The 13728-nt window shown below is 68.3% G+C and carries 11 protein-coding genes; 8 read left to right on the forward strand and 3 right to left on the reverse strand.

All coding sequences use genetic code 11. The features are described 5' to 3' along the window. Positions 1-53: 53 nt before the first annotated feature. Both OG990_RS16700 and OG990_RS16705 read left to right on the forward strand, forming a co-directional pair. Positions 54-1229, forward strand: a complete 1176-nt coding sequence (locus tag OG990_RS16700) for an IS110 family transposase (protein WP_406081380.1) — start codon at positions 54-56, stop codon at positions 1227-1229. Between the two features lie 109 nt (positions 1230-1338). Continuing rightward, positions 1339-1998, forward strand: a complete 660-nt coding sequence (locus OG990_RS16705) for an acVLRF1 family peptidyl-tRNA hydrolase (RefSeq protein WP_406081381.1) — start codon at positions 1339-1341, stop codon at positions 1996-1998. 108 nt (positions 1999-2106) lie between these two features. Here the strand turns inward: OG990_RS16705 and OG990_RS16710 are convergent, their stop codons facing one another. Next, entirely contained in the window at positions 2107-2817 is a 711-nt protein-coding gene (locus OG990_RS16710; RefSeq protein ID WP_406081383.1) for a DinB family protein, read from the reverse strand. 157 nt (positions 2818-2974) lie between these two features. Between OG990_RS16710 and OG990_RS16715 the strand changes: the two genes are divergently transcribed. Further along, on the forward strand, positions 2975-3433 hold the full coding sequence (locus tag OG990_RS16715; protein ID WP_406081384.1) for an alpha/beta fold hydrolase: 459 nt from the start codon (positions 2975-2977) through the stop codon (positions 3431-3433). 57 nt (positions 3434-3490) lie between these two features. Here the strand turns inward: OG990_RS16715 and OG990_RS16720 are convergent, their stop codons facing one another. Both OG990_RS16720 and OG990_RS16725 read right to left on the reverse strand, forming a co-directional pair. Next, positions 3491-5923, reverse strand: coding sequence for a M14 family metallopeptidase (locus OG990_RS16720; protein WP_406081386.1), 2433 nt, complete (start codon positions 5921-5923; stop codon positions 3491-3493). A gap of 311 nt (positions 5924-6234) precedes the next feature. Then, positions 6235-6405, reverse strand: a complete 171-nt coding sequence (locus tag OG990_RS16725; protein WP_406081387.1) for a hypothetical protein — start codon at positions 6403-6405, stop codon at positions 6235-6237. A gap of 296 nt (positions 6406-6701) precedes the next feature. Between OG990_RS16725 and OG990_RS16730 the strand changes: the two genes are divergently transcribed. The 5 genes from OG990_RS16730 (at position 6702) to OG990_RS16750 (ending at position 13570) form a co-directional block, all read left to right on the forward strand. Further along, positions 6702-9221 (forward strand): S8 family serine peptidase, encoded by a 2520-nt coding sequence (locus OG990_RS16730; RefSeq protein ID WP_406081388.1) that lies wholly within the window; start codon positions 6702-6704, stop codon positions 9219-9221. 377 nt (positions 9222-9598) lie between these two features. Further along, on the forward strand, positions 9599-10609 hold the full coding sequence (locus OG990_RS16735) for a mechanosensitive ion channel family protein (protein WP_406081389.1): 1011 nt from the start codon (positions 9599-9601) through the stop codon (positions 10607-10609). 94 nt (positions 10610-10703) lie between these two features. Beyond that, the gene (locus tag OG990_RS16740; RefSeq protein ID WP_406081390.1) at positions 10704-11270 is read left to right on the forward strand and encodes an SRPBCC family protein; all 567 of its coding nucleotides are present in this window, start codon (positions 10704-10706) and stop codon (positions 11268-11270) included. After that, positions 11267-12460 carry a hypothetical protein gene (locus OG990_RS16745; RefSeq protein ID WP_406081391.1) on the forward strand — a complete coding sequence of 398 codons (1194 nt, stop codon included), beginning with the start codon at positions 11267-11269 and terminating at the stop codon, positions 12458-12460. The genes OG990_RS16740 and OG990_RS16745 overlap by 4 nt, the downstream gene beginning before the upstream one ends. 930 nt (positions 12461-13390) lie before the next feature. After that, a complete protein-coding gene (locus tag OG990_RS16750) occupies positions 13391-13570 on the forward strand; it encodes a hypothetical protein (RefSeq protein ID WP_406081392.1) in 180 nt (59 codons plus the stop codon). The last annotated feature ends 158 nt before the right edge of the window (positions 13571-13728 follow it).

Raw genomic sequence — 13728 nt, forward strand, 5'->3', positions numbered from 1 at the left:
AGCGTTGCCCTCCCGGCTCGACAATCCAGGCGGTTCGAGCATCGGAGGCCCCGTTGAGTGCCATTTCTGATCGTGTGGTCATCGGGATGGACCCGCACAAGCGCTCCGCCACGATCGAGGTCATGGCCGGCGACGAGACCATCGTCGGCGGCGGTCGCTTCGACACCGGCCGGGACGGCTACGCGGCGATGAGGCAGTATGCCAGCCAATGGCCGCACCGGGTCTGGGCGATCGAGGGCTGCCAGGGCATCGGCCGGCACATCGCCCACCGGCTACTGGCCGAGGGCGAGCAGGTCGTCGACGTGCCACCGAAGCTGTCCGCTAGGGCGCGGGTGTTCGCCACCGGGCAGGGCCGCAAAACTGATGCCACCGACGCCCACTCCATCGCGCTGGTCGGCACCCGAATGGCCGGACTGCGCCCGGTCGTCAACGACGAGCAGCTCGCCCTGCTGCTAATCCTGGTCGACCGGCGCCGCTCCCTCGGCGAGGACCACACCTGGATGGTTTCCCAGCTGCACCAGCTGCTGCTGGAGCTGATCCCCAGCAGAGCGAAGAAGAGCCTGTCCGCCGCCCAGGCCAAAGCACTACTTGCCACAGTCAGACCCCGTGACGTGGTCGGCAAGGCCCGACGCCGGGTCGCCGCGGAGCTGATCGGGGACCTCGAGCGGATCTACCGACGATCCAAGGAAGCCGACAAAGAACTCAACGAACTGGTGGCCTCCGCCGGCACCACGCTGATGGACCTGCACGGCATCGGACCCTCCGGCGCCGCCCGGCTGCTGGTCGAGGTCGGCGACATCACCCGGTTCCCCAACCGGGCCCACTTCGCCTCCTGGAACGGCACCGTCCCCATCGACGCATCATCCGGCGAACAGGTACGCCACCGACTCTCCCGCGCCGGCAACCGACAGATCAACCGGGTACTGCACATCATGGCCACCGTCCAGCTGCGCAACCTCACCGAAGGACGCGCCTACTTCGACCGCAAGAAAACCGGCGGCAAGGCATCGATGGAAGCGATGCGCGCGCTGAAACGACGCCTGTCCGACATCATCTACCGGCGCATGAGCAACGACGCGGTGGCCACGGCGGCGGGCCCGGGAGGACAACGGGGAACGACTACTGACTCCAGCGTGACCAGCTCCCATCCCCAAGCCGGCTCTTTGGAGAAGTCACGTCCCGGACCCGCCGAGACCCAGCTTAGAACCCCGCTCGCGGCGGTGTCTTGACACAGAGGGCGGCAGAACTGGGCATCAGCTGGGCTGTGTTCGATGGCGCGACCCGCTTCATGTGAGCATGGTGGGTGCAGGCCGGCCGTTCCCGATAGGTGGTGTTCACGTGGTGAAGGCGCGACCCGCCGCGGGTGGCGGGCGGTGGGTGGAGATCTCACCGGAGCGGATTCGTGGTTGGCTCGACGGCTTCTACAGCCGCCACGACGGCGCCACCGAGCAGGGCCTCGTGTTGACCGGCGTGAGCAACGGTGATACCGCCACGCTGTATCCGCCGCCAGGGCTTGCCGACGTGCAGGATGTCGACACGCTGCTGGCCCGCATCATCCGACCGCCCCGGATCGCCGTGCTGCTGGCCCGTAAGGGCGCGGTTGCCGCCGGTGTCGCGGACGGTGCGACCATCACCGTCTCGAAGGTCGAGCGCTTCTACGTGCAGGGTCGCACCGCGGCCGGCGGTTCCTCGCAGCAGCGCTACGCACGTCGCCGCGCCAACCAGGCCCAGGCTGCTACTCAGCGGGCTGCGGACATCGCCGCGCGGATCATGCTGCCCCACGCGCCGGGTGTTATCGCCGACCCTCACGATGCAGTCAGTGCCCTGGTCTGTGGCGGCGACCGGTCGATGATCGACGCGGTGCTGACGGACCGGCGTCTGTCGCCACTGGCGCTACTGCGTCATCCACACCTGCTCGAATCCGCCGAGCCCCGTCTGGCCATCCTGGAGGATGCGGCGGTTACGGCCAGACGGATCCGCGTCCATCTGATGCCGTGACCACGATCAGGTCCAGCAGGTCGGACCTGTACGCGATGTCCCGTAACCCGCCCGCTCTGCGGCATGAGAGTGAATCCTTGCTAGTCGCACGCAACCTCGTGGCGAGGGTCATGATCCGAGTAGATCGAGGTCACGAACGCAGAAACCGTGGTGCGCCCACTCCTCGTCCAGTACCACCTGAACGCACTCCAGCACCGACTTTCCGCTGGCATACGGCGGCCAACCCGGGCCCGCCGGCACTGGCGCGGGCGCCGAGAGCTGGTCGGCCGTCACCGTCGACAGCCAACGCTCTAGCTCAGCGCCTTGCACGTCTCGCGCGGCCAGCACCTCGTCGAGACTGGGGGCCGCCGCTCGGTCCAGGCCCTGCTCCTCCTGGTCAGGGACGAACTCGGACGCCAGCCCGATCGCGGTGAACGGCTCGGTCGATCCCAGACAGCAGCGGCGGAACCACGAGTCGTGCACGAACACCAGATGGCGCTGGGTCTCTACCGCCGACCATTCGCCGCCGACGCGCTGCTGCTCCGAACCCCTGGGCATCGCTCGCAGCCGCTCGATCGTCTCCGCCCAGCCGGCCCGCAGCTGCCGGACAGCCTGCAGCAGATCCGCCGGATCGGCTGAGCGGAGCAGCAGCCGCACCGGATACCGGCGGTCAAGCTCGGCTTCGACGTACGACGTCACCTCGACTCCGTTGACCACCAGATTGGTGACCAGCCCGTCGATCACAGCGTCCTGCATTACCACCCCGATCAGACGAGCGCGGGTCAAGTCACACTCGCGGAACTCGGCATCAGTCAGGTCCTGGTCCGTGAAGCTCGCCATGCCGGGCAGTATCCACCGGCGTACCGACAACCGCGCAGTACCGCGGGTAGAGGGTGCTGTAGCCGGGCCTGGAGGCTGCCAGCGGAAACACGCCGCCCGGCACCCCGACCGCGTCGGTCGTCTCGCGCTGATCACGCCCAGTCCGCGGCCGGTCGACGTGGAGGTCAGCGACCTGGATCGCCGGGAGCTGGCCGAGCTCCGACGGGGAGAGCCCTGGTTCCCGGCGGCCTTCGCCGCCTTCGAACGCATCTGGTCGGGCCAGCCCACCGCCGCCGACTGGGAGGCGATCACACCGTTCACCCACGGCCGGTGGGACGCCGACCGTCGGGCCCGGGTCGCCGGGGAGGCAGGGCAGCGCAACGACGACGCAGCGGCCGTCTACTACTCGGCCGGGGCCGTCGACCCGGAGGCTGTCAGGTCCGCCCTCGGTCACCTTCAGGCGCCGGTCTTGCTGCTCGCCGGCGAGTACGACGTCGAGCTCCCGCCGAAGCGCGCCGCCGAGTACGCCGGCCTGTTCCCGCGGGCCGAGTTGGCGGTGCAGCCGGGCGCCGGGCACTATCCGTGGCTCGACGATCCGGAGTGGTTCGTGGAGACGATGGCCGGATTCCTGTGTTGAGCGGTGACGGCCGCGGTGCCCAGGAGCGCCGCGGCCGTCCCTACCTGCCGTGATTCGTCAGCTGGTCGGCAGGACCGCCTGGCCCTTGCGGTAGTTCTTGCCGCTGCCGTCCGGGGTGTAGTTGTTCTCGACGTTGCCGGCCGAGTCGACCGAGAACCAGTTGATCCGGGTGCCGGCCGGGATCGTCAGGGTCTCCCCGCCCTCGCGGATGCCCGCCGAGCCGTAGAGCGTCGACGAGTACGTCGGCGTAGCGCCGTCGAGGGTGTAGAAGACCGAGGCGGGCTCGGAGACGCCGAAGGTCACGTTCACCATGCCCGGTGTCGAGCTGGGGGCGACCGTGAGGGTGCTCCCCGGGCGGGTCCGGTCCTTGGCGAAGTCCCGGGCCACCCGCATCAGCTCGACCAGGCCATTGGAGAACTCCATCGCCTCGGAGTGCGCCTCCTCCCAGTCAGGTTGGAAGGACGTGCCGACCTCGAAGTTCCAGGCGTAGATGCCGTACTTGTACCAGAGCATGTCGCCGGAGTTGCCCGCCGCCGAGTAGAGCACGTCGGAGATCGGGCCCGTGCGGGCCGGGGTGACCGCCATGTTCCGGTGCTGCTTGATGGCGGTCAGGATCCGCGAGGACGCGCCCCAGAAGGCCGACTCCTCGGCCAGCGTCGGCCGCGGCGCCGAGGTCCGGTCCGGCAGGGCGTACGCGCCCGGCGACCACATGAAGTAGTTCCCGGAGGAGTGCAGGTTCATCGAAAACTTGATGTTGGGGCGGGCAGCCAGCCAGTCGACGTTGCGGTTCTCCGGCTCGGAGAGCTCGCTCGGCCCGGCGTAGGTGCCGCTGGTGCAGCTGCTCGACGCGCCCGAGTACCCGTCGAAGAGGCTGTACTCGGTGTAGTTGCGGTTGTTGTCGACGCCCCACGAGTCCCGGCCGAGGAAGTCTGCGGCCCCGGTCGACGGGCAGTGGTTGGTCATGTTCTTGCGCTGGGAGTTGAAGTCGTAGAAGGAGTAGTGGCCGCCGTCCGGGTTGACCGACGGAGCGATCCAGATGTCCAGGTTGTTCAGCAGCTGCTTGGTCTGCCCGTCGTGCGCGTAGTTGCGCAGCAACCGCTCGGCGGTCTCGACGGTGACCAGCGGCGGCACCCACTCCCGCGCGTGCTCCTGCGCGTAGGCGAGCACCCCCGGCTTCGAACCGTCCCGAACCTTGCCGATCCGGATGGCGTACACCGGCTGCGGATCGCGGGAGACGGAGGCCGGCGCACTCAGGTCGTCGGTGAGCAGGGTCCGCGCCGCCGGCGCGACCACGCCGCCGCCCGGGCTGCCGCGATAGGTGTACGCCTTGACCAGCGACCCGGCCGCGGCGTTGAGCGCCGCGACGACCTCGGCCGCGGTGCTGGTCACCGCGCCCGCGCCGTCGGTACCGAGGGCCACCCGGATGGCCTTACCGCTCACGGTCACCGCCAGCGCCGCGTTGCCGACGCCCGGGTTCACCAGCTCCACCGAGATGTCGTTGCCACCCTGGTGCCCCCAGGCCAGGGAGTCCACCGCGACCCGGCTGGCGTTGGCGCTGCCGAGGACGGCCTGGGCGTGCCGCCGGTAGCCGTTCGTCTTGTACGGCAGCTCGACGATCTCGGCCAGGTTGGGGAACTCGGCGGCGAGCTGGTGGATCCGCGCGTACAGCTCGGTCGGCGTGAGGTAGCTGGTGACGAAGTCCTTCTGGTAGCCCGGCCCCTCCGGGCTGGTCTCCGGCGTGGGCAGCCACTCCTGCACCTTGACCTCGGCCACATCCCCGGTGGGGCTGGTGATCCGGATACGGTCCGGCCGGCTGGTCACCGCCGAGGCGCCACGGTGGTAGAGGTAGACGCCGGCGTCGACGAAGCGGGAGATGGTCTGCGTGCCGCCGGAGCCGATCGCGGTTCCCGGCCCACTGTCCCGCTCGACGGTGAGCGTGTTGCTGGCTGTCTGGCCCTGCGCCCACTTCGCCTCGACGGAGAGGACCTGGCTGGTCCCGGAGGTGTAGTAGTCCGCGCGGATGATCTTGATGTCGGAGACGTCCGGAGCGGTCGGGTCGGCCGCGGCGGCGGCGAACTCCCGGTTCTCGGCGAGGTGCGCGGCGATGGTCGACTCGCGCTCCTCGACGCGGGCCCGGGCGTCCTCGGGGCGATGCAGCACGTCGCCGAGGGTGAAGCCGGCCGCGGTCAGCCGGGCGGCTTCGCTCGGCGTGAGCACCGCGTGCGCGACCACGCCGTTCTCCGAGCGTTCGACATGGTGGTCGAGGTCCACTCCGGTGGCGACCAGCGCGTCCAGCTCCGCGGTGCCGGCGAGCAGCACCTCCACGACGTTCGCCGGCTCACCGGCGACCGGGCCGGAATCGGCCGGTGCGCCGGCGTCCGGCGCGGTCGCCGAGGCCGGACTGACCAGCAGCACGACGGCCATGGCGGCGGCCAGCGCCGCCGGGACCGGGAGGCGGCGTCGCCACCGCGCGGGTAGGGATTTCGGCATGGTGATGTCTGCCCTTCTGGCTACTCGGCCTGATGGCCGTAGGAGATGGCCGAGGGGCACGCCCGGGGTACGCGGCTCCATCCGTTGGGTCGCGTGCGGTCGTTGCGGCAACCGAGCGCGCGACACGCTGAGAAAGGGAAGGTGACGTCGTCCGGCTCCGTCGCCTCGACAGGACCCGCATCGCCGAATTGCGGGGTGTCGAACGATGGTGACGGAGGTTCTCTGGTGACAGTTGGTGGACTGAGGCAATCCTCAGCTGTCACAGCGTGAACTGTCAATCCTCTGCTGGGCCCGTTGACTCTCGGGCGGGGTCAGGTCACCGCGGAGCGGACGCCGAGGCCGATGAGGACGGTGCCGGTGAGCCGGTCGAGGGTACGGCGCACGCGTGGGGTGCGCAGCAGCCGTGCGGCTGCGCCGGTGACCGCGGTCCAGCCGGCCAGCCAGAAGGTGTGCAGCAGGGCGTGTGCGGTAGCGACCGTCACTCATCCGGCCCCGCGAGGAGCCCATGGCCCGGTCCATGACAGTTACGTACATAGATGTAGACGGTCGCTCAAACCGCATCTGGTGGATAAATGTTGCCCTCTTGACGAGGCACTTCTGTCGCAGTCTAATTGGTGATCATGTAGGGAGGCCACGCGTGGGAGAGTTCCAGTTCGCCGTTCTGACGTGGCAGGGTTTCCTTATTTTCTCTCGACCGGCGCGTGTAGATCATGGGGCTGGGACGCAACAGGCCGCCCCGGTCCGTTAGAGATATCGACCCATCGGGAAGGAGACGGAGATGAGCATGAGGTCCACGAATCGGCGGCAGTTCCTGCGGCGACTGGGAGGCACCCTTGCTGCCGGAGTAGGCATCGCGTTTTTTCCGGCTGGGTTCGCCTCGGCATCGTCCAAGACCGGTCCGACATCGACCCCTGGCTATGCGGGCGGCGGGCCGGCGTACCCGGAAGACCCCGGCTTTGTCGCCACGAGTCCAGGGGAACTAGATGCCGCTAAAGCCAGTTGGGAAACGCCGGAATATGGTTATTATACCGGCCATAATCCTTCTACTCCTGGCACAGCGGTCAATTCCCCATGGCAGCTCGTCGCGGTAAACGCGTCCACCGCCTACGCCCTAGGGTACTGGGGGCAGGGCGTCACGCTGGGCATGATGGATTCGGGCTACAGGGCTACACACGAAGCATTTCAGACCGGGCTGATCGCTTCGGTGAGAGCGGAGGGTGTCTACGGCACGTCCGGCTTCGGGTATCGTAACGCAGCAACCCCGGCGAACCCGTTTACTGCGGGCGAGCCGTTCACTGTGGCCGGCGATCAGGCGAGAACAAGTGACTACGGGCACGGGACCGGCATGCTTGGGGTTACCTCCGGCATGCGCGATGGTAAAGACCAGCACGGCATCGCCTTTGGATCGAAGATGTATGTTGCCAAGACCGGCGGTTCCGATACCCAGTCCCACGGCCCCTTCCACGATTACGTGTACTGGCATACAGCCAATAAGGCCCTGGTCGACGCAGGCGCCCGGGTCATCAACAGCAGTTGGGGCTCTTTTGTCCAGACTATTGACAGAACCCGCTTTGACGGCTTAGGAAACGACCTTGGAGTCAACGGCAACCTCGCCAACGCTTACCAACTGCCTGGCAAAGACAGCGCCAGCGCCACGGCAATGGCGACCATTATCCCCAACGAGTACCTGAAGGATCTGGAGTACCAGTATTTCTTCTTCAAGAAAAGCTATTCGAAAGGCGGCATTCAATACAATCCGAACTACCCCGGACGTTCCTTTATGGACGCCATCTGGGACGCCATCAAGGACAGCGGTACCGTCAACGTAAGGTCGTCCGGCAACAACGACTGGAGCAACCCGTATTTTCGCCCGGCGTATCCCTTCTTCAATCCCTTGGCGGAAAAGCAGTGGATAGCCGTCGGCGGGGTGCAACCGCCCACTGCGGCCAATCCCGAATACACAAAGCAGTTCGGGTATAACGAGGCGGCGCTCGCCAAATGGTGGACCGTGTCTACCCCTTCAAACAGCGTTCGGACCACGAACAGCGGTGGTGACACTAACTATTCAAACTCAAGCGGCACGTCACCGGCAACGCCCGTTGCGACAGCGGTGATGGGGGTTCTGCTCTCCCGCTATCCGAACATGGACGCGAAGCAGGTGCGTGAGCTGATGTTCACCACGGCGAACAACAAGATGTCCGACGGCGTGAGATTCCTCGGCACCGGGCAAACCTCCCCCTCCGGCGCATCCATCGCCTGGACCGCTCCCGACGGTCTTCCGGACGAACGCTGGGGCTGGGGGATTCCCGATCTGGCCAAGGGCATGTACGGCCCCGGCCAACTCCTGAGCCCCATGACCTACAACATGGATAAAGCGCCCCTGGACGTCTGGTCGAACGACATCAGCCAGATCGCGATCAAGGAAAGGGAAAGCGAAGATCTGGAGTGGCTGGCGGGCTACAAGGAGCAAGGCATTGCCTACGCCGGTGAATTCAGCCCCAACGTGCTGAACCCGGACGGCACGCTTAACGAACAGGCCTTCATGCTTCAGGGCATTTTGGCTGATCCTTACATCCAAGCTATCACTAACGGCCATCCCGAGTTGTACGACAAGATCACCTATGAAGACGCCGTCAAGTGGCGCAAGGAATGGATGGACGAGCGCGCGGCCTACATTCAGAACAACATCGACAACAACCTCTACACGGCTTCTCTGACCAAGCAAGGCCCCGGGACGCTGATCATGACGGGCGGCGACACCTACGAGGGCGGCACGACGGTTGAAGGCGGTAAGCTTTCGATCACCGGCTCGCACGCAAGCTCGATCGACGTCAAGGGCGGCACGCTCGGCGGCAGCGGTTTCGTGGCAGGCAGCATCGACGTCGACAGCGGCGTGCTGCAGCCCGGCCTGTCGTCCGGGGAAGCGGCGTCCGCGGCGTCCATCACCCTCACCGACGTCGCGCCCGGCAACGTCCTGAACGTCGGCGGCGGCGTGACCGTCAGCCGAGCGGGTCGCCTCGCCATCACCATCACCGGCGACCACGACTACACGAGCGTGCGGGCCGCGGGTGACCTGGTGCTGGACGGCGAACTCGCCCTAGACATTCGCGCGCCCCTCACTCCGGGCACGGTACTGACGATCATGCGCGGCGACTCGATCCAGGGCAACTTCCATTCCCTGCCGGAACGGCGGATCCTGAACGCGGGCCACCACCTGTTCAGGGTGTCCTACCAGGACGGCGATGTGACGCTGACCGTCGTGCGGACGCTGCCCAGGGCAGGGTCCGGCGGCGTCTAGCCGCACGTGGCCTGGCCAGCCAGGCTCAGGTTCGCCTGAGCCTGGCTGGCCAGGCCTTCGCCCAGGTTCAGCCGAGCTTCTCCAGCACGCGGGCAGATGCCACGTTGCGCGTATCGGCCTCAGCTGATAGCGCTGCATGAACGGCCACGGCAGGTCGGCGACCGGCCATAGGGTGCCGATCATGGATCCTGCGCCGGCTCGCAGGAAGCCTGCGGGCGGGCCGACCGTCTCGTTCGGCAGCCGCCGGACGTCGGTCACGGCCGTCTGGCATTCCCGATATCCGCCGCTTGCCACCGGATCTGATGACACTCTGAACGCGGAGAGTGCGGTCGCGAGCCCAGGAGAGGCGGCATCGGGATCACGGTGAACGGCTTCTGATGCGTACCGCGTTGATCGTGTTGGCCGCGCTGGCGACGGCCGTGGTCGTGGACCTGGTCTCCGGCGTGCTGATCCGCCGGGGTGCCCGTGGCCGCTACAAGTGGCTGCTGGAGCCGCTGCGGGACGCCTGCCGCCGCCCGGCGACCGCGATCCTGCTGGTCGGGGCGCTGTACTACGCGCTGCCGCCCGGACCGGCCGAGTGGCAGCGTTATCTGCGGCACGCCATCCAGCTGGTCCTGGTCGCCGTCAGTGCGTGGCTGGTGATCAAGGCATTGAACGTTGCCGAAGCGGTCGCGTTCAGCCGACTGCCGAGCGATCCGGTCACCAACCGGCGGATCCGGCGGGCCCGGACCCAGATCCGCCCGGTGCGGCGGCTCACGGTGGCCGTTATCACGGTCCTCGCAGTCGGGCTGATCCTGATCACCTTCCGGCCGGTACGCCTCTTCGGCATCTCCGTGCTGACGTCGGCGGGAGTGGTCGGCGCGGTGATCGGCCTCTCCGCCCGAACCGCGCTCGGCAACGCGTTCGCCGGCATCCAGGTCGCCTTCGCCGACGGGCTGCACGTCGGCGACGTACTGGTGGTCGACGGCGAATGGGGCCGGGTCGAAGAGGTGAAACTGACCAACGTGGTAATCCGGCTCTGGGACGAACGGATGCTCATCCTGCCGACCACGTACTTCACCGAGCGGCCGTTCCAGAACTGGACCCGGAACGAGTCGCGGGTAATCGGCAAGATCCAGATCCATGTCGACCACACCGCCGACCTGGACGACCTGCGCCGGGAGGCACGCCGACTGGTCGAGTCCTCACCGCTGTGGGATCGAGACCGGTGGGTGCTCCAGATGGTCGACGCCACCCCGCAGACCGTGGTCATCCAGGTGCAGGCCTCGGCCGCGGACGGCGCCAGCGCCTGGGACCTACGCTGCGACCTACGCGAGGGACTGATCCGCTACCTGCGCGACCAGCACCCCCAGTGGCTGCCCCGCACCCGCAGCCAGTACCAGCCCTGACCGGCGGGTTCGGCGTGGCCGCCCGGGCGCCGATGAATGAGTCGGCGCCTACCGGGGACTAGCTGGACCAGGCTGAAAGGGACGGGAGGCGGCGATGGGCGTCGACCGGGACTGCACCGAGGTGGGGGACGACTTCGTCCGGGTCACCCGTACCGTCAACGCTCCCATCGGCCAGGTTTTCGAGCACGTCATCGACGTCGACCTGAGCCACATCTTTCCCAGATTTGGACACTCGCCGGCAATCGTGGCCAGCAGCGTCACCACCGGCTGGAACACCCCAGGCGTGCGCCGGACGAACACCTCTGACGACGGCTCGACCAACGAGGACGAACTACTGACGGTGGAGCCGCCGAACTCGTTCTCGTACCGGGTCGACAATTTCAGCTCGCAGCGGCTGCGCGAGGTGGTCGACAGCATCGAGGGGTCCTGGTACTTCAGCGACCAGGAGGACGGCACCACGAGCATCGAGTGGACGTACGCCCTGAACCCGGTGGACGAGCCGGCCCGGGGCGGCCATCAAGGAGGATCTGCTGCCGCTCTACACCGAGCGGCTGAAGATGGCGATGAGCATCCTGAAGGACGACCTCGAGTGTTGACGACGGCGCCACGGACCGGCGCCACGCCCGAGGGAGCGGCCGGGCCGGCTCCGGGAGTGTGGTGACCGGGCGCGGGTCCGTCGTCGTGGGTGTCGTGGCCGCCCCCGGGGCCGCGGCCGACCTGGCACGGGAGGCCGCCACGGAGCTCGCCGACCGGCTCCGCCGCCGCGTCCCGGAGGTCGACTGGACGGTACGCCTCCAGGTGGCACGGCTCGTCGAAGGGCCGGCCGACCTCGGTCAGCTCATCGAGGCAACCCGGCGCCGGATGCTGGCCGAGGGCTGGAGTCTGGTCCTCTGTGTGACGGACCTGCCGTTGCAGACCGCGCGGCGGCCCGTGGTCGCGCACGCCAGCACCACCCACGGCGTCGCGGTCCTTTCCATGCCCGCGCTCGGCCCCGTCGCCGTGGCCCGGCGGATGGCCGAGGCCGGGGACCGGCTCCTCGCGGCACTGCTCGGCGATACCGACGCAGTCGGCGACCCAGTACGGGCCGGCCCGCGCCGGCGGCGCCTGGCCACCGGACGGCGGGCCCAGGAACTCGGCGCGCGCGTGAACCACCAGGCGTCCGGCATCGGCCTGCTGGCCGGGGTGATCGGCGGCAACCTGCGGCTGCTGCTCGGCATGCTCCGGGCGAACCGGCCGTGGCGGCTGGCCGTCCGGCTCTCCCGGCTGCTGGTCGGTGCCTTCGCGACCGCCGTCCTCGCCCTGGTGAGCGCCGATATTTGGCAGCTGTCGGCGGCCTTGGGCAACCTGCGGCTCGGCCTGCTCGCGGCCGGCTCCGTCCTGGCGGTGGTGCTGACCATGGTGCTCGGCGCGCGCCTCTGGGAGCGGGTTCCGCGCGACCCGGGTGCCCGGGAGCAGGTCGTCCTCTTCAACGTGGTCACCGTGCTCACCGTGGTGACCGGCGTCCTCGCGCTGTACGTGGCGCTCGCCGCGCTGACCATCATCGGGGCGATCGCCCTCGTCCCCTGGGACCTGCTCGCTGAATCCACCGGCCGACCGGCCGGCGTCGCCCACCAGGTCAAGCTGGGCTGGCTGGCCAGCTCGCTGGCGACGGTCGGCGGCGCGCTCGGCGCCGGACTGGAGTCCGACTCGGCGGTACGGGAGGCGGCGTACCGCTATCAGCCCGACGCGGAGCTGACCGGCGAGCAGGGTGGGCCGGACCCGACCGGCGGGGCCGGACCGGGACCGAGCGGCGAGTCCGGGTCACCGCGCAGAGACAGGTCTGAGCCGGAGCGGAACCACGAGGCCGGCTGACGGCCCCGGTCAGCGCTGTGATCAGGACCCGGTCGCGGTTGCCCCCGGCGGCGCGGATCGCCAGCAGGGCGATGTCATCCGTGGGCTGGTCCACGCGGTGAGGCTGGCCATCACGGTGGCGCAGACCACCGCGGGCCGGGACGGGGCGTGGGTGCACGCCCAACGGAGTAACAAACCGCGACGCACGCCGACGGGCGGTGGCGAACGACGGCGGACTTCGACCGGGCGTTCGTCTACCCAGCGAACCGCCGCTGACCTGGTGCGGACGGTCGCCGAGCGGGAGCCGCGGATCCCGGCGCCGTGGCCCGGCTGCCCGCGGTCGATTCGGAGCTGCTGAACCTCGCTGGCCCTTGGTACTGGGGGCCCCCACCCAGTCCTTACCACGTTGACCTGCTCACACTCCCCCACCAGCCACTATTGACAGCGCTCGACGTCCGCCCGGAGCCGTTGAGCACTCCGCGGTGAAACAGGACGCTGCACCGACTCTGACCTGCGAAAACGAGGAGGCGCAGCTCAGGGTGGGTGCAGTTGAGCGCGGTTCGGTGCCGTTGAGCGCTGTTCAACGCCATTCAGTGCAGCCGGTTGCTCCCAATCTGCTCCCCGGTTTCGGGCCGCGAATCCGGGGACAAACTGATCGCCTGGACCGGTCTCCCGTCAGAGGCCGACCCCGTGCGGACCGCCTCGCCACCGCGCGGCGCCGACCCTCGGCTGCGTGGCAGGCGCTGCCGCGGGCGAGCGCGCCCATACCTCCCAACCCGCTCCCCCACGGATACGCCAATAGGATCGTCGAGCCGGCCGCGGCCGCCCCAGCGCACGAGCAACTCCAGCCCTCCATGGGGTCCCCGCATGTGCGGGCGATTCTTTAGGCGTCTAGAAGATTGAGCGCAGTGATAATCGACAATGTGTGCCTGCAGCACCATTGCCTCGTGATTGGCCATTGCCAATATCGCGTTCCGGACGGTGCGCTGGTTCGTCGTCGTCGCGGTCAGCGGCGGCCAGGTCACCACCGTCGCTCACCGATCTTGGTACTCGTCCACCGCCCTGCCCGAGCAGCGCCACCCCGGCCAGGGCTGCCGGCGCAGGCCCAACTCGCCGCCCGGCGGGCGGTGAACACGACAACGCCAGCGGGCCGAGGACGCGGCCGCCTGATTCATCACTTCGGGCAGGTGGCGACGGTGAATGGACGCATTGGACAGTCACCACGACGGCACTGAATGCCCGAAGGTGCCGTTGCGCCTCGTGAGACGCCCCCGGATCATGGCCGTGGC

Source organism: Micromonospora sp. NBC_00858, assembly GCF_045207365.1.
GTDB lineage: Bacteria > Actinomycetota > Actinomycetes > Mycobacteriales > Micromonosporaceae > Micromonospora.

Bases quoted from the DNA above. Each gene is read 5' to 3' on its own strand.
- OG990_RS16720 (WP_406081386.1), bottom strand. From the start codon at position 5,923: ATGCCGAAATCCCTACCCGCGCGGTGGCGACGCCGCCTCCCGGTCCCG.
- OG990_RS16735 (WP_406081389.1), top strand. From the start codon at position 9,599: ATGCGTACCGCGTTGATCGTGTTGGCCGCGCTGGCGACGGCCGTGGTC.
- OG990_RS16740 (WP_406081390.1), top strand. From the start codon at position 10,704: ATGGGCGTCGACCGGGACTGCACCGAGGTGGGGGACGACTTCGTCCGG.
- OG990_RS16710 (WP_406081383.1), bottom strand. From the start codon at position 2,817: ATGGCGAGCTTCACGGACCAGGACCTGACTGATGCCGAGTTCCGCGAG.
- OG990_RS16730 (WP_406081388.1), top strand. From the start codon at position 6,702: ATGAGCATGAGGTCCACGAATCGGCGGCAGTTCCTGCGGCGACTGGGA.